This window comes from Chishuiella changwenlii (assembly GCF_900142565.1).
Taxonomy (GTDB): Bacteria; Bacteroidota; Bacteroidia; order Flavobacteriales; family Weeksellaceae; genus Empedobacter; species Empedobacter changwenlii.
This window is the reverse complement of the sequence record NZ_FRBH01000004.1, coordinates 207763-225264: the sequence shown is the minus strand read 5'-3', so window position 1 is coordinate 225264 and position 17502 is coordinate 207763. Positions and strand designations below refer to the sequence as shown.

The window sequence follows — 17502 nt, the reverse complement described above, 5'->3', positions numbered from 1 at the left end:
ATATCAACAATCTAGAAACTAATGGATATACACTTTAAGTATAAATATGACGATTTATTTAATCCAACATTAAAAGCACTTAAAAACTTAGGAAATTCAGGTTCAACTTCAGAAATAGAAGATGAAGTAATTAAAATCCTTAATTTGAGTGAAGATTCTATAAATGAAATCCATAGAGAAAGTACAACAAAACTAGCTTATAGACTTGCATGGGCAAGAAATTATTTGAAGAAGTATGGTTTAGTTGAAAATTCTTCAAGAGGAATTTGGGCATTAACTGAAAATGGTCAAAAAAATAATGAAGTAAATAAAGATAAAGTTAAAAAGTTTGTTGTTAAAAAAGATAAAGAAGAGAGATTAGAAAAAAGTACTAAAACTAAAGATTCTAATATTCCTAATATTGAAGAGATAACTGAAGAGATAGAAGAATTTTCTTGGCAAGATAAATTATTGGAAACGATAAGAAATATTGAGCCATCACAGTTTGAAAGACTTTGTCAAAGGCTTTTAAGAGAATTAGGTTTTATAAATGTAGAAGTTACTGGAAAAACAAATGATGGAGGAATTGACGGAAAAGGAATTTTAAAGATAGGTCAAGTTCTCTCTTTTCATGTTGTCTTTCAGGCTAAAAGATATCAAGGTACAGTTTCTTCCTCAGTAATACGTGATTTTAGAGGTGCAATGGATGGAAGAGCAGAAAAAGGCTTAATAATGACAACAGGAAATTTTAGCCGTGAAGCTCGTAAAGAAGCTCAAAGAGATGGAGCAAAACAAATAGATCTAATTGATGGAAATGAATTTGCTGAAAAATTAAAAGATTTAAGACTTGGTGTTAATATAGAACTTGTGGAAGAAGTGAAAATAAAAAATGATTGGTTTAGAAGCCTCTAAAAGATTCTTATTGTAATAATTTGGCAAATAATTACGTTTAAAAATTTAAAATAGTTAACTACTGATTACAGTCTATTTAAGAAATAAAAACTATTTTTGTGATACTATCATTTGATACTATCATAAAATGAAACCACCTTACGAAATAACAACAGAAATATTAAAGTTCATTACTTCAATTTCAGAAAAAATTGGAGAAATTAATGCAAAACATTTAATAAAAACCAATCCTACTTTAAGAAAACAAAATCAAATTAAAACGATTCATTCCTCTTTAAGTATAGAAGGAAATACTTTAACAGAAGAGCAAATAACTGCCATTTTGGAGAATAAGCGAGTTATTGGTCCACAGAAAGATATTCTTGAAGTTATAAACGCTTTAGATGTTTATAAAAATATCAATAAATTAAAACCTCATAGCGAAAAAGATTTCCTAAAGGCTCATAAACTTTTACTTCAAAAACTAATAGAAAACCCTGGAAGATATAGAAATCAAGGTGTGGGAATTGTTAAAGGTTCAAAAGTAGAACATATAGCTCCTCCATTTGGAAATGTACCATACTTAATGAAAGATTTGTTTGAATATTTAAAAGATAAATCTGAATTAACATTAATTAAAAGTTGTGTTTTCCATTACGAAATGGAGTTTATTCATCCTTTTTTAGATGGAAATGGACGAATGGGTAGATTATGGCAAACTTTAATTTTAATGCAAGATTATTCAATTTTTGAGTTTTTACCATTTGAAAATTTGATTTCGAAAAATCAAGAGGAATACTATAATGCTTTATCATTGTCAGACAAAGAAGGTAAATCAACAAAATTCATTGAATATATGTTGAAAATAATTGATCATTCATTAAGTGAATTACTTGAGAATTCAGGTAAAAAACTTTCAGAAGAAGACAGAATCAATATTTTTGTTGAAAACAATGTAAGTGAATTTACTCGTAAAGATTATATGAATTATTTCAAAGATATTTCATCAGCAACAGCAAGCCGTGATTTAAAAAATGCTGTTGAAATTGATTTAATATCGAAAACAGGAGATAAAAAAACAACTAAATACAAGAAAAGATAATTTATAGATACTATTTAATTAATATACCAATATTTGGTATATTTGAATATAAATAAAATGCTATGGCTAAAAATACATCAATTTTGTTAGGCGATTATTTTGATGATTTTATTAATAAGCAAGTGAAGAAAGGAAAATATTCTTCTGCAAGTGAAGTTATTAGAGCAGCATTACGCATGTTTGAGCATGAAGAAGCTAAAAAAGCAGAATTAATAAATGAGCTTAAGAAAGGAGAAAATTCTGGAATTGTAGAAAATTTTGATAGAAATTCTTTTCTTGAAGATTTACATAAGAAATATTCTGATAAATAATGAACTATATAATCAGTAAAGAAGCTTCTAAAGATTTAGAAAAAATTTGGTTATATACTTTTGAAAATTGGTCAATTCAACAAGCTGATCGATATATTAATTTAATTATTGACGAGATAGAATATTTAACTAATAATCCTAAATCTGGAAAAAATTATAATGAAATTAGGAAAGGATATTTTTGTTCTCGTGTAAAATCTCACTTTATTTTTATAAAATCAATTCCAAACTTAATCAAATTCAGGTTATGAGGATTCTTCATCAATCTATGAATATAGAATCGAGATTGAGCTAAAAACTTTACTCGTCATTAAAGCTTTACAGCAGATCATATTCTCCACGCAATTAATTTATTTTCTACTAATTTCCACTAATAAGATAGTAAATTAGTAAAATGACTTTTATTCTCTTATTGTTTATTTTAATTCACTATTTTTAAAGAATTAAAATTATCACACATGAGGAAATCTATTCTTGTATGCGGAATTCTTTTCAATTCCGTTTTAACTTATGCACAACTAAATACATTGAAGAAAACAGATAGTAAAGGATATACCTATGAAATGGTTGAAAACGATCCTTCAAATACTCGAATTTATACCCTAAAAAATGGGTTAAAAATATACTTAGCGCAATTAAAAGACGAACCAAGAATCCAAACGCATATTGCTGTAAAAACGGGTTCTAATAATGATCCAGAAGATAATACTGGATTAGCTCATTATTTAGAGCACATGGTTTTTAAAGGAACTTCTAAGATAGGAACGCAAGATTGGGCAAAAGAAAAACCATTAATCAAACAAATATCTGATTTATATGAGCAACACAAAGTAGAAAAAGATCCTGCTAAAAAAGTTGCACTTTATAAGAAGATAGATGAGGTTTCGCAAGAAGCATCAAAATATGCTGTAGCAAATGAATATGATAAATTAATTTCATCTTTAGGTGCATCTGGAACAAATGCGCATACATCTTTAGAAGAGACAATTTATCACAATAATATTCCTAATAATGAATTAGAGAAATGGTTAAAAGTAGAATCTGAGCGTTTTAGTGAATTAGTATTAAGACTTTTTCATACAGAATTAGAAGCTGTTTACGAAGAATTTAACCGTTCACAGGATAATGATGGTCGTTTAGTTTATTACAAAATAATGGAGACATTATTTCCAAAATCTCATTACGGAACACAAACTACAATTGGAACTTCAGAGCATTTGAAGAATCCTTCTATGGTTGCAATACATAATTATTTTGATAAATATTATGTGCCAAACAATATGGCTGTAATGTTAATTGGAGATTTTGATTTTGATACAGCTGTTCCATTAATTGACAAATATTTTGGATCATACGCAGCAAAACCTCAACCTGCACAATATGTTGCAAAAGAAGAACCTGTAAAGAAAATCGTTACAAGTGAAGTATCAAGTCCATCATCGGAGCGTGTACAATTTGCTTATCGTTTTGATGGTGCAAAAAGTGAAGATGCTAAATATGTTACTTTAATTGATTATATTTTAAGTAATTCTACAGCTGGTTTAATTGATTTAAATATTAATCAACAACAAAAAACATTAGGTGCTGGAAGTGGATCATCTTTCTTTAGAGATTATGGAATGCATTCTTTTTATGGTTCTCCAAAAGAAGGACAAAGTTTAGAGGAAGTTCGTGATTTAATTTTAGCACAAATAGAAAATATCAAACAAGGGAAGTTTGAAGATTGGATGATTGATGCTGTTGTAAATGATTTAAAAAAATCTCGTTTACAAAGTTGGGATAATTCTCGTGCTTTAGCTGCAAGTCTTTACAAATCTTATATCAACGATATGCCATGGGCACAAGTTGTTGATCAGTACGATGAAATGGGACGTGTAACAAAGCAAGAGTTAATGGATTTTGCTAAGAAACATTACAATCAAGATAACTATGTAATTGTTTTTAAACGTCAAGGAGAGAACAAAGATTTAGTTCGTGTTTCTAATCCAGGGATTACTCCAATTCAATTAAACCGTAGTGCTGAATCAGATTTTTATAAAGATTTTATGAAAATCGAAGTAAAAGACATTGCGCCAGTTTTTGTTGATTTCAAAAAAGAATTGAAAGAAGGAAAAATTAAAAATGCAAAATTTACTTCTATCGAAAATAAAACGAATGATTTAAGTTCTATTTACTATATCTCTGATATGGGATCTGATCACAGTAAGAAATTAGGCTTAGCAATTAATTATTTAGATTATTTAGGAACTTCTAAATATTCTCCAGAAAACTTGAAAAAAGAGTTTTATAAAATTGGAGTAGAATATGGTGTAAATGCAGGTACAGATAGAACGTATGTTTATTTAACTGGTTTACAGAAAAATTTACCTGACGGTATAAAATTATTTGAACATTTAATTAATGATGCTGTTGCAAACAACGATTCGTACCAAGAATATGTAAAAACAATCTTGAAATCGAGAGTTAATGCAAAGAAAAATAAGAATGCTATTGCAGTTGCATTAAATAATTATGCACAATATGGTGAAGATAATCGTTTTAGAGATATCATATCTGAAGAAGAATTAAAAGCAATTAATCCAAGCGAATTAACGCAAATAATTAAAGATTTCTTTAATTATAAACATCAAGTTTTCTATTTCGGAAATAATGTTGATGAAACGAAAAAGTTAATTGAAAAAAATCACAATTTTGGTAAAGGTTTAGCTTATCCTAAGAAGAAAGATTTTCCTCAACCAGTAACAGATGGGAAGGTATATTTTGCACCATATGATATGGTACAAGCAGAAATTAATTTTGTTGCTCGTGATACAAAATATGATCCAACAGTTTTAACACCATCTGGAATTTTTAACGAATACTTCGGAGGAGGTTTATCTTCTATCGTATTTCAGGAAATTCGTGAGTCTAAATCTTTAGCTTATTCGGCAAGATCAAACTATTCTAATGCTACTAAGAAAGATTTATATAACTATGTAAGAGCAAATATTGGAACACAAGCCAATAAATTACCTCAAGCAGTTGATGCTATGAATGAGTTGATGAATGATATGCCAAAAGCACCAAATCAATTTGAGAATTCTAAACAAGCCGCTTTAAAACAAATCGCAACTAAGCGTTATACAAAAGCAAATATCTTTTTCTACTGGTTGTCTTTACAAGATAAAGGTTTAAACTATGATATTAATAAAGATATTTATTCTCAAACATCTACATTAACATTAGATCAATTAAATAGCTTTTTCAATAAGCACATTAAAGGTCAGAAATTTAATGTTGGTTTAATAGGAAATAAAGAAAACCTAGATTGGAATGCTGTTCAGAAATTAGGTACAATAAAAGAATTAACGTTAGAGGATTTATTTAATTACTAAAATTAAAATCTTATAACTTTATAAAAATAATAAACGCGTTCTAGAAAAATCTATTACGCGTTTATTTAAATAACTAAACCATGAATGAACTTACTTCCTTAATCGAAAATTAAAAAAGGCTGTATTTCTTTGTATTTTTCGTCGCTAATTGCATAACATTTTTTTAGCGTTTTTATATTGAATTTTCCACCTAAGGATTTCTTATAATTAAATATTGTATTCACTTGTTTTTCTGTAAATCCTAATTTCAGCCATTCATCTCTTGTTAAATCATTTGGATTAAACTTCTCGGTTAAATTAACTTTCTGCTTAACAATTTCATTTTCTTCAATAGGTTTAATATCAGAGAAAAATAAATATGGTTCCATTTCTAGAAACTTCTCATCAGAAATCATATAACATTTTCGTAATTGATCTTTCGATTTAAATCTGCCTCCTAATATTTTTTTATAATTAAGTATAGATTCCGCTTGTTTAGAAGAAAAACCAATGTTTTTCCAATCTTTTATCGAAAAATCATTCGGATCAAATCTCTTATAAATTATAGGTTGATTAGCTTGTTTTTTATCAAGCTTTATATCTTGTTTAGATTTATTTGGTAATAGAATATAGGTATGCATTTCTGCATATTTAGTATCATCAATCACATAACACTTTCTCAATTGTTCTTTACTGGTAAATTTTCCTCCAACAATTTGTTTATATTTCATTATAACCTCTGCCTGTTTAGTAGAGAAGCCTAATTTTTCCCAACCTTGTTGAGGTAAATCATTTGGATTAAAATTTTTATAAACTTTTACTGATTTATTATTTGAATTAACTTCATTACTTTTTACAGCTTGATTGGGTAGAAATAAATAAGGTTCTAATTCTAAATATTTAGCATCATCAATCACATAACATTTTTTCAGTTGCTCTTTTGATGTGAACTCTCCTCCAACAATTTGTTTATATTTTAATATAACGTCAGCTTGTTTGGCAGAAAAACCTAATTTAATCCAATCATCTTTAGAATAGTCATTCGGATTAAATGATTCAATAGAATCTTTATAACTTGATTGAGGTTTATCTTTGTACTCAGCCAATAAAATTCTGTCAGCTTCATTTAATTCAAATAGCTGTTTTTTAAATGAAAAATTCTGAAAAATTTCAAATAAAATAATTAAAACAAACAATAAATACAAACCAAATCGTTGTGATTTATTGAGATAAAAAAATGACTTTTTTAAATATTTCATTGCATTTAGGTATTTATAGAGAGCAACAATGCAAATGTCTTTATTACTAAAAATAGTAATATAACTGTCAAATATTTAGCAAGTTATGAACAAAAAAATAAAGAAAAGGTTTTAAATATTTGTAATTGTTTTTTATAAATCAAAGACAGATTTTCTTTTGATAATAAAACAATCTTTTACCCAAAAAAAGAATAACATCATGAAGTATCCAACAAACGCTAAACCGAATGTGGCAAATGATAAATAAATAAAAATTAATCGTAGCATAGAAACTCTAACTCCCAGTTTATCTGCGAATCTAGAAATAACATTAAACCATTCAGTTTCGGTAAAGTTTCTAATTTGATCTTTCATTTTTTATCGTAAAATTTGATGTCCGATAGCGCAATTTAAACATTTTTTTTCGGAGCAATATCTTTTTTTCAGTTGAATTAATTGTTGAGAATCTTTTGCCGATTTATTTTTAAACCCAATTCTTTCATATTCATCTAAAATGGAATTACTTTCTGCTTTTATTTGATCTAATAATTCTAAGTAAAAGTCTATTTCTACCTCATCATTACTTCTTTCGTATGCATATCGTAAAGGAATAATTGTATTGATTAAAAGATTATTAATTTTATCTTTTGATATCGTTTTAATAAGAAACTTCGACTCATTTTTAAATGTATAATGATTTTCCCAAAATGGATTTAATTGTATTTTTTCGAAAGTTTGATAAAATGATTTCAAATCATTTTGCTTAATTATTAACGAAAATAAGTTTTGATAATTAGAGTAAATAGCTGACAATTGAGCTAACCGAATTGTAGGAAAACCAATTGGTCGCATTTTAGAAAATCTAAAAATTTGATTTGAAACAGCTTCTAATTTATATTTATTTTTTAGGAAATGGTATTCTGTTTTTAATACTTTATAATAATCATTTTCGATATTATCTTCTAAAAATCCTGCTTGACCAAAAAATAAAGCTTCAACTTTTAGAGGATTAAATTGTATTTTTTGTAAGATTTTAAAATCAAAAGAATTCGACCAAATTTCGAAAGCTTCTACATTAACTTTTAAACCAAAATTTGTAGCTAGACTTTTAAATAATGTTTCTTCCCAATTATTTTTATTCTTGGCTAAAACGTCTAAAATAACAGTTGTTTTTTCTTCAAAACGTTCAATTAACAAGCGTTCAAACCAAAAAGAAAACTGATTTAAATCTATTTCAGATAATAAATTTTCGCAATGGATAAGTTTTATTTTAGATTGAATAATATTTTGATAATTAAAGACAATTTCTGGTTTAACGAAATCTTGTAGAATTAAGGTTTGAACATTTCGTTGTCTAAGGATATCTATTTCGCAATCATGATTCCATACCACATGTAAGATGACATTTTGATAAGCTAAATTATCAGTATGTTGATGTAAATTCCAATCAGAAGAATTAACGTGCATTTCTACAGAGCCAATCCAAAGTTTATCACCAATTATAATTTCTGCTTCTGTAAAATCTGGTCCAGCATTAGAATTGATCTTTCCTACTTTTAAAATATCAAGGAAATCTCCATGAAAAGTCTGTAAATCTTCCCTAGAAAACAGGTTAAACTTCCATATATAATGCAAAAAAAACTCTTTCATAAATTAAAAGTAAAAACTTATTTAGAAAATATTTTAAAAATAAATACTTAAAAAATTTTAAATTAATTAAACGTTTGTTTAACTTTGCATCGTCAATTTTAAAAACTATGGAATTATCTGAAAAACAAATAGCTATTTTACAAGCCGCTGAAAAAATTTTTGCCAAAAGAGGAATTGATGCAGCAAGTGTAAGAGAAATAGCAAAAGAAGCAAAGATTAACATAGCGATGATTAGTTATTACTTCGGATCTAAAGAAAAGCTAGTTGATCATTTGTTTGGTTACAGAATAAAAAGTTTTCATTCACAATTAGAACAAATTATTCAAAATACAACAATGACATCTTTCGAGAAGTTGAGAGAAGTATTGAGATCATATTTAGATAGAATTTTAGAAAAACCAGAATTCCACCGAATCATGGTAAGAGAGTTTTCTAAACGTGAATCTATATCTGATATAGAAGAAAAAGTACACGAATTAAAATTAAAAAACCTTTTTTATATCAATCAAATTATAAATGAAGGTTATGAAAAAGGAGAATTTAAAAGAAAAGTTCCAGCAGAAGCCGTAATAATGGTTGTAATTGGTGGAACATCTTATTTAATACTAAATGAAAAAATATACTTAAAACAATGGGGATTAAAAACGCATGAAGAGTTTGCAAAATATGTTCATGCAGAATATTATCCTTATTTAATAGATTCTTTAAAAGCAATTATACAATACGATGAAAAATAAATTTTTCTTCCCGATTTGTTTGGTTATTGCATCTTTAGCTCATGCACAGGAAAATAATGTGTCGTTACAAGAAGTTATTCAACAAAGTTTACAGAATAATAAATCTGTAAAAGTTGCTGAAGCAACTAAAAGTACTAGTGAGTATAAAGTACAAAGTGCAAAAAATAATCGTCTACCAAACATCTCATTAAGTGGGCAATACATGCATTTGTTTCCAACAACAAATGTAGATTTAAAATTACCAACACAAAATTCTGGTAATGGAAGTGGAAATGCGATTGAACCAAGTCATTTACTTTTTGGACAAGCAAATGCATCTGTTCCTGTTTTTGGTGGTTTTAAAATAAAAAACGCAGTAAAGAATAGCGAATTAATGGTTGATTTATCTAACCTAGAAATTGAAGCAACAAAAGAAAGTGTTGCTTGGCAAGCTATTAATTTTTACTTCGGATTATATAAAACACAACGCTCAATAGAAGTTTTAAATGAAAACTTAGTAAGAGCAAATCAACGTGTAAAAGATTTTCAGAATTTCTTAGATAATGGAATTATTCCTAGAAATGATTTATTAAGAGCAAAATTGCAAGCTTCTAATGTGAAAATAGCGATTGAAGAAGCAGAAACTCAATACAAGAATATCAATTACAGATTAAATATTTTAACAGGACAAGATGAAAATAAAGTTGTTCATGTAGAAAATATAGACGGTTTAACAAGTATCGATCAGAATACTCAAAACTATCAAAACAGAAAAGATGTAAAAAGCTTTGATGTAAAAGAACAAATTGTAGATAATCAAATAAAAATTGCTCGTTCGGCTTATTATCCTCAATTATCTCTTTCTGCTGGATACATAGCAATGGAGATTGATAAATTAGCATCTGTTACTAATGCTACAAATGTTGGAGTAGGATTAAAGTATGATTTATCTTCTTTGTATAAAAACAAAGCAGAAGTTGATATTGCTAAATCTCAGAAGTTAGAAAATGAGTTACAAAGAGAAACTACAATAGATAACGCAAAGGTTGAGATGAATGAAGCTTATCAGAAATATGATTTAGCAAAAAAGAAAAATTTAGTTTACAAAGAAGCTGTAGAACAAGCGAATGAAAATTATCGTATTGTAAAAGACAAAAACGAAAATGGTTTAGCTGATACGAATGATTTATTAATAGCAGATGTTGAACAATTACAAGCTAAAATAAACCAAGTAGTTGGTGATGCTGATGAGCAATTATCAATTTACGAATACTATTATACAACAGGAATTTTATTAGAAAATATACAATAAGACACGCATAAAATGGAAGAAAATAATCAACAAAAGAAAAAGATAAACATAAAGTTTATTATTATTCTAGGAGCTCTTGTTATTCTTGGTGGAGGATATGGAGTTTATAAATATTTACATGGATTAGCTCACGAAACTACAGACGATGCACAGGTAGAAGCAAAAATAACACCTGTAATTCCTAAAGTTTCTGGTTACATTCAGAAAATTTTAGTTGAAGATAACCAAATGGTTCATAAAGGAGATACGTTAGTTGTTTTAGATGGATCTGAATTTGCGTTAAAATTACAACAATCTAATGATGCTTTGTTACAAGCAGAAGGACAATTGGGAGTTGCCAATGCAGGTGTTACAACAGCGGGTGCTTCTATTGGAGTTTCTGAAGCTGGTGCAGTTGCTGCAAATACAACAATAGAAACAGCACAAGCAAATATTAATACAGCACAAGCAAATGTAGAAGCTGCAAAAGTACAAGTTTGGAGAACAAATAATGATTTTGATAGATACAATAAATTATACCAAAATCAATCTATTACTAAACAACAGTATGAACAAGCTTTAGCTGCAAAAGAAACTGCAGATAAACAATTACGTGTTGTACAAGAACAATTAGGTGTTGCAAAAGCTCAATATGCTGCTACTTCTAAACAAGCACAAGCTACAGCTAAACAAGTTAATACATCTAAAGCACAAGCAGATGCTTCTAGAGCTCAAATAAAAATTGCTGAAGCTACAATTGGTCAAAGCAAAACGAATATAGATAATGCTAAATTATTCTTGTCTTATACGTATGTAATTGCGGCAGAAGATGGACAAGTTTCTAAAATTAATTTACAACCAGGTCAATTAGTACAAGCTGGTCAATCGTTATTTAATATAGTTAAAGTAAATAATCTTTGGATTGTTGCTAATTATAAAGAAACTCAATTAGAGAAAATTAGAGTAGGGCAGGATGCGGTTATAAAAGTAGATGCATATCCTCATCATGAGTTTAAAGCAAAAGTAACGTCTTTATCTCCAGCAACAGGAGCTAAATTCGCATTATTACCTCCAGACAATGCTTCTGGTAACTTTGTTAAAACAGTTCAACGTTTACCAATTAAAATTGAGTTTGTTGATAAAAACGACGAAATGTTAAAACTAATTCGTCCAGGTATGAATGTAGAGGCTGATATCCTTATAAAATCAAACTCAACAGAAAAATAATCAACCATAGAGCCTTGTTTAAAGAGGCTCTTATTCAAAAAATATTATGGAAGATAATAATTTAGTTGAATATGGTGCAAAACGTGTAATACTAACGATTACTGCCATTATGTGTGCGTTATTAGAAATTGTAGATACTACAATTGTTAATGTAGCCATGAATGACATGAAAGGTAGTTTAGGTGTTTCTTTAACAGATATTGCTTGGGTAGTTACTGCTTATGCAATTGCCAATGTAATTGTTGTTCCAATGACAAGTTGGCTTTCTCAGCAATTTGGTAGAAGAAATTATTTTGCGGCGTCTATTATCATATTTACAATATCCTCATTTCTTTGTGGAAATGCGACAACCTTGTGGGAAATTATTTTATTCCGCTTTATACAAGGACTAGGAGGTGGAGCTTTATTGGTAACTTCTCAAACAATTATTACAGAAAGTTATCCGCCAGAAAAACGTGGTTTAGCCCAAGCTATTTATGGGATGGGTGTTATTGTTGGACCAACACTTGGCCCACCATTAGGTGGTTATATTATAGATAATTGGTCTTGGCCTTATATATTTTATATTAATATTCCGATTGGAATTATAGCTACGTTATTGGCTATTTCGTTTGTAAAAAGTCCAAAATATGCTGAGAAATCAAAACTTAGTCAAGTCGATTTTCTAGGAATTATTTTATTAGCAATTGCAGTAGGATCTTTACAATATGTATTAGAACATGGGCAACAAGATGATTGGTTTTCGGATAGCACGATTGTTACATTAAGTATTACAAGTTTCTTTGGTTTTATTTTATTTATATGGCGAGAGATGGTTTTTGCTCATCCAATTGTAAACTTAAAAGTATTAAAAGATAATAATCTTGCAATAGGAACAATATTATCCTTTGTCTTAGGATTTGGACTTTATGGCTCTACATTCGTTATTCCGATTTATACACAATCTATTTTAGGTTGGACAGCAACAGATGCAGGTTTACTATTAATTCCATCATCTATAATGACAGCCTTTATGATGCCAATTATTGGTACATTATTACAAAGAGGTTTTGAACCGAAATATTTAGTAGCAGGAGGATTTTTTGTATTCTTTTGTTACAGTTTATGGTCTTATAATATTTTAACACCAGATACAGGATCAGAACATTTCTTTTGGCCATTAGTTGTTCGTGGAGTAGGTTTAGGATTATTGTTTGTACCAATTACAACTTTATCTCTTTCTAGTCTAAAAGGACAGCAAATTGGAGAAGGAGCTGCTTTTACAGGAATGATGAGACAATTAGGAGGATCTTTTGGTATTGCAATTATCACAACATTTATTTCACGTTGGACTGTAGATCATCGTAAAAATTTAGTGACACATTTAGATAGCTCAGATTATGATGTTCAAAGTTATATAGAACAAATGAAAATGAGTTTTATAGGAAAAGGATTTGCACCAAATGAGGCGTTAAATAAAGCTTATAACTTGTTAGATATGCAAGTTACAAAACAAGCAACAGTTCTTACTTATATGGATGTATTCTTATATTTAGGTGTAATGTTCCTTATTTGTATTCCATTTATCTTATTCTTTATTAAGAAAGGAGCAGGTAAAGTAATTAGTGCAGGACATTAAAAAATAAGTTGTTTTATTACAAACTATAATTATACTTACAAACTAAAAATCCGAAGAGAATTAATTCTTTTCGGATTTTTTTATTCAATTAAGATAGATTTAAATGTAATTTTATTAAATTAGAACTTTAAACAATATACTATGAATCGTAAAGGTTGTCTTCCTCCTCCAATTATTTAATTATTTCTTACTGATGTAGAAATATGAAAATCTGACTTTTATTAAAGCCGGTGTATTTCTGTGTCTAAAAACAAACAATTAAATAGTAATATAATAAAGGTATTTGTTCCAAGTCTTGGAACGAATAAGACAATTTTTTATGAAAAAATCATATTGGTTATTACACTTCGCTGTAATACTAGCCGGATTCACAGGTGTTTTCGGTAAACTAATCTCTTTAAACGAAGTATTATTAACATGGTATAGATTATTTTTCTCTGCCATCTTCCTTTTTATTCTTTTAAAAATTCTGAAAGTTGAGAAACTTAAAAATTCCAAAGAGAAATTAAGTATTGCAAAAGTAGGATTGTTAATTACAGCTCACTGGATTTTTTTCTATGCGAGTATCAAATATTCAACGATATCTATTGGTGTAATTTGTTATTGTTTAACAAGTTTTTTTACAGCATTATTTAAACCACTTATTAATAAAAAGCCATTTGTTGTATCAGAAATGATTTTAAGTGGAATTACATTAATAGGAATTAGTTTAATATTTCACTTTGATACTTCTTATCAATTAGGAATTGCATTTGGAGTTATATCTTCGGCTATAGGAGCTCTTTATACGATTTATAATGAACGTTTAGCAAAAAGTAACTATGATAGTAAAATTATAAATTACTATCAAATGATAGGAGGAACAATTGGTCTTGGAGTTTTATTACCAATTTATCTTTTTGTGTTTCCTACTTCTTATATAATTCCTAATGTAGAAGATATTATTTACTTAATATTATTATCCATCTTCTGTACAGTAGGTTTATATGTAGCAGTAACAGAAGTTTTAAGTAAGATTTCTGCGTTTACGGTTAATTTATCTTTTAATCTAGAGCCTATCTATTCGATAATTATAGCTTTCTTGTTTTTTAATGAAGGAAAAAATGTTCTTCCTTCGTTTTATGTTGGCGTATGCTGTGTAATACTTTCTGTAGTATTACAATCTTTATTCTTTGTAAAAAGAAGTAAATAAAAATGATAATAATAAAAAAATCCATTTCATTAGAAATGGATTTTTTGTATTTATTTTAAAGCAGCTTGATTCTAGAAATCTTCTTCAGCTCCTTTTAATTTTTCTGCATTTTCTGCCATTTTAAGTGCATCAATCATTTCATTAATATCTCCATTCATAAAATTATCTAAATTATAAATAGATTTATTAATACGGTGATCTGTTACACGACCTTGCGGGTAATTATACGTTCTAATTTTTGCAGAACGGTCACCAGTAGAAACCAATGATTTACGTTGAGCAGAACGTTCCGAATGTTTCTTTTCGAATTCTATTTCGTATAACTTAGTACGTAATAATTGTAAAGCTTTTTCTCTGTTTTTTAACTGAGAACGCGCTTCTTGACAAACAATTACAATACCAGAAGGTTTATGTGTTAATTGAACTTTCGTTTCAACTTTATTTACATTTTGCCCTCCAGCTCCAGATGAACGAGATGTTTGGTATTCTAAATCAGCAGGATTTATAACTACATCTACTTCCTCTGCTTCTGGTAAAACAGCAACAGTAATTGCTGAAGTATGCACACGTCCTTGAGATTCTGTTTCTGGAACACGTTGTACACGGTGAACACCAGACTCATATTTCATAGTTCCGTAAACAGCGTTACCTTCTACTTGCATTACCAATTCTTTGTATCCTTTTCCAGATGCTTCGGACATGTTTAAAACCTCATGTTTCCAACCTTTTTCTTTGAAATACATTGTATACATACGGTAAACATCTTCCACAAAAATAGCAGCTTCGTCTCCTCCAGTTCCTGAACGTAGCTCAACTACAACGTTTTTATCATCTTCAGGATCTTTTGGGATTAACATCATTTTTATTTCATCTTCTAATGGAGGAATCGCATTAATTGCTTCATCTTTTTCCATTTTAGCCAATTCAACCATTTCAGCATCAGAACCATCCGCTATAATTTCGTCTGCTTCTTCTATTGCATTAATGTAACCTTCGTAGGTTTTCTGAATTTCTACAAAATCTTTAAGATCAGAATATTCTTTATTTAATTTTGCATAACGAGCTTGATCCGTTACAATGTCTGGCTGGATGATTAAATCTGCCACCTCATCGAAACGCTGTTTAATTGCTCTTAATTTATCTAATAGACCTAAATCTGCCATAATCAATTATTGGTTTGCAAAGATACGATATATCAAGGGATTCAGAAAATTTGAACTAAAAAAAACCGATGATTATATCACCGGTTTATTTTTAGAATTGTCAAAAAAATTATTTTTTAATAATTTTCTTCACTGTTTTCGTTTTTCCATCATTTATTTCTAGAACGTATATTCCTGCTGGTAACGAAGAAATATCGTAGCTATTTGCATTTTTAAATGATTTTACTTTCACTCCATTCATGTTAAATAAATCTAATGAAAGTTTTGATTTATCTACACTTGTACCAAAATCTACTTTAAACGAATCTTGAACTGGATTAGGGTAAACCTTTGTTACATTTTTAATATTTGTCTCAGAAGTTGATAATGTAGATCCATCTACTGTAAAATCATCAACTATAAATCCGAACTGATCGTTAGAAATAGATTGAATAGCAATATGAATGTTTTGTCCATTGTAAGCAGATAAATCATATTTATATTCTGCAAATTGTACACTAGAGTCTATTGCTTCGCTTGCTATTTCTGTAAAACTTGCTAATTCTGTATCTGTTGTAGAAATTAATACTTTAAATTCTTCATAACCGTAATCAACATCTGCAGCTTTAGCATAAAAAGTTAATACATTATCAGAGCTTCCTAATGCAATGTTTGGTGAAATTAACCAATTATTGTTAACACCATTTACAGAAGAAAAAGATGTCATTGTTTTATCTCCAGTTCTTGCAGTCCAATTAGAATCAGCTGAAGGTGTTAATGCTGGTGTTGTAGCCTTAGAATTAAATACAATAAAAGATTGTGTAGCTCCAGCGTTAGGGAATGTTGAACCTTCAAAACCATAAGTAAATAGTCCGTCCATATCAACAAGTGTCCATTCTCCAATTTTTCCAGTATTAACAGTTTCTGTAATTCCACCAATATCAAAGTTGTTATAAGTTTCGAAACCATCATAGAATAAATGATCACCATTACCTCCCTCATCTGATACTCCAGCTACCACAGAAACATTATCAATATTAATACGGTACATGTCTGTAACATCAAAATGTCTAAATGTGATGTAAATTTTTTGTCCAGCATAGGTAGATAAATCAACAGTTCTTTCAGTTTCTAATCCTGGTAAGTCGAACTCTGTAAATAAAAGTGTAAAATCACTTTCATTTGTTGGATTATTTGTTGTTGAAACGTAAACTGCATAATTTTCTTGATTCCAATCTGGATCCGATGCAAAAACACCATATTTTAAAGTAACTGGACCTTCAGTAACAGCAGATAAATCAATCTCTGGAGATATAATCCAGTTATCTGGAGTTAAAGGACCTACATTATTAATATATGAAGCCGATGTAATAAGCGGACTTCCACTTGGATTTCCTACATCATCTACAGATTGTACTGCAGACCATAAATATCCATCACCATCTTTATCATATACTGTCCAATCAGATACATCTAAATCATTAAAATCATCCGACCATATTACAGTTGCATTAGCTTTAGCATATGTATGATTATTTGGATGAGAATTAGCGACAGATTTCGATCTCTTGAATTTTGAACTATTAGAATTCGATTGTTTAGAATTTAAGTTCTTAACGTTTTTTAATTGGCTAGAAGTTTTGTTGTTATTTAATTGACTTTTACCTACTTGGGCTGATAAAGTTGTAACAGCAAATACCATTAATAATGAGTATAAGTTTTTCTTCATAAAAAAGTTTTAATGTTAATTAATTATTAAATCTAATAAAAAATAAATTAACAATAACACTAT

Annotated in this window: 15 protein-coding genes; 10 read left to right on the top strand and 5 right to left on the bottom strand. The window is 28.6% G+C overall.

Annotation, left to right across the window (positions count from 1 at the left end; all coding sequences use genetic code 11):
- Positions 1-21: 21 nt before the first annotated feature.
- From BUA86_RS05885 to BUA86_RS05865, 5 genes are all read left to right on the top strand, one after another.
- On the top strand, positions 22-891 hold the full coding sequence (locus tag BUA86_RS05885; protein WP_072930742.1) for a restriction endonuclease: 870 nt from the start codon (positions 22-24) through the stop codon (positions 889-891).
- A 127-nt stretch (positions 892-1018) separates the two neighbouring features.
- A complete protein-coding gene (locus BUA86_RS05880) occupies positions 1019-1972 on the top strand; it encodes a Fic family protein (protein ID WP_072930740.1) in 954 nt (317 codons plus the stop codon).
- 62 nt (positions 1973-2034) lie between these two features.
- On the top strand, positions 2035-2283 hold the full coding sequence (locus tag BUA86_RS05875; protein WP_072930738.1) for a type II toxin-antitoxin system ParD family antitoxin: 249 nt from the start codon (positions 2035-2037) through the stop codon (positions 2281-2283).
- Complete coding sequence (locus BUA86_RS05870; RefSeq protein WP_229731910.1) at positions 2283-2534, top strand: type II toxin-antitoxin system RelE/ParE family toxin; 252 nt, start codon at positions 2283-2285, stop codon at positions 2532-2534. Before BUA86_RS05875 ends, BUA86_RS05870 begins: the two co-directional genes overlap by 1 nt.
- 207 nt (positions 2535-2741) lie before the next feature.
- Positions 2742-5657 (top strand): M16 family metallopeptidase, encoded by a 2916-nt coding sequence (locus tag BUA86_RS05865; protein ID WP_072930736.1) that lies wholly within the window; start codon positions 2742-2744, stop codon positions 5655-5657.
- A 98-nt stretch (positions 5658-5755) separates the two neighbouring features.
- Here BUA86_RS05865 and BUA86_RS05860 read toward each other — a convergent pair whose 3' ends face one another.
- The 3 genes from BUA86_RS05860 to BUA86_RS05850 form a co-directional block, all read right to left on the bottom strand.
- Positions 5756-6895: a ComEA family DNA-binding protein gene (locus BUA86_RS05860; protein ID WP_143147251.1), complete on the bottom strand. Its 1140-nt coding sequence runs from the start codon at positions 6893-6895 to the stop codon at positions 5756-5758.
- A gap of 132 nt (positions 6896-7027) precedes the next feature.
- Positions 7028-7249, bottom strand: a complete 222-nt coding sequence (locus BUA86_RS05855) for a PspC family transcriptional regulator (RefSeq protein WP_072930732.1) — start codon at positions 7247-7249, stop codon at positions 7028-7030.
- 3 nt (positions 7250-7252) lie between these two features.
- Positions 7253-8524 (bottom strand): DUF2851 family protein, encoded by a 1272-nt coding sequence (locus BUA86_RS05850; RefSeq protein WP_072930730.1) that lies wholly within the window; start codon positions 8522-8524, stop codon positions 7253-7255.
- Positions 8525-8631: 107 nt separating this feature from the next.
- On the opposite strand from BUA86_RS05850, the gene BUA86_RS05845 reads away from it, so the two are divergent.
- The 5 genes from BUA86_RS05845 to BUA86_RS05825 all read left to right on the top strand — a co-directional run bounded on the left by BUA86_RS05845 (position 8632) and on the right by BUA86_RS05825 (position 14568).
- Positions 8632-9261 (top strand): TetR/AcrR family transcriptional regulator, encoded by a 630-nt coding sequence (locus BUA86_RS05845; protein WP_072930728.1) that lies wholly within the window; start codon positions 8632-8634, stop codon positions 9259-9261.
- The gene (locus tag BUA86_RS05840) at positions 9251-10552 is read left to right on the top strand and encodes a TolC family protein (protein ID WP_072930726.1); all 1302 of its coding nucleotides are present in this window, start codon (positions 9251-9253) and stop codon (positions 10550-10552) included. The genes BUA86_RS05845 and BUA86_RS05840 overlap by 11 nt, the downstream gene beginning before the upstream one ends.
- A 12-nt stretch (positions 10553-10564) precedes the next feature.
- Positions 10565-11758, top strand: coding sequence for an HlyD family secretion protein (locus BUA86_RS05835; protein WP_072930724.1), 1194 nt, complete (start codon positions 10565-10567; stop codon positions 11756-11758).
- Positions 11759-11804: 46 nt separating this feature from the next.
- Complete coding sequence (locus tag BUA86_RS05830; protein ID WP_072930722.1) at positions 11805-13376, top strand: DHA2 family efflux MFS transporter permease subunit; 1572 nt, start codon at positions 11805-11807, stop codon at positions 13374-13376.
- Between the two features lie 319 nt (positions 13377-13695).
- Positions 13696-14568, top strand: coding sequence for a DMT family transporter (locus tag BUA86_RS05825; protein ID WP_072930720.1), 873 nt, complete (start codon positions 13696-13698; stop codon positions 14566-14568).
- A gap of 71 nt (positions 14569-14639) precedes the next feature.
- Here BUA86_RS05825 and prfA read toward each other — a convergent pair whose 3' ends face one another.
- Positions 14640-15731 (bottom strand): peptide chain release factor 1, encoded by a 1092-nt coding sequence (gene prfA, locus BUA86_RS05820; protein WP_072930718.1) that lies wholly within the window; start codon positions 15729-15731, stop codon positions 14640-14642.
- 109 nt (positions 15732-15840) lie between these two features.
- Positions 15841-17439, bottom strand: coding sequence for a T9SS-dependent choice-of-anchor J family protein (locus tag BUA86_RS05815; protein WP_083580312.1), 1599 nt, complete (start codon positions 17437-17439; stop codon positions 15841-15843).
- Between the last annotated feature and the right edge of the window lie 63 nt (positions 17440-17502).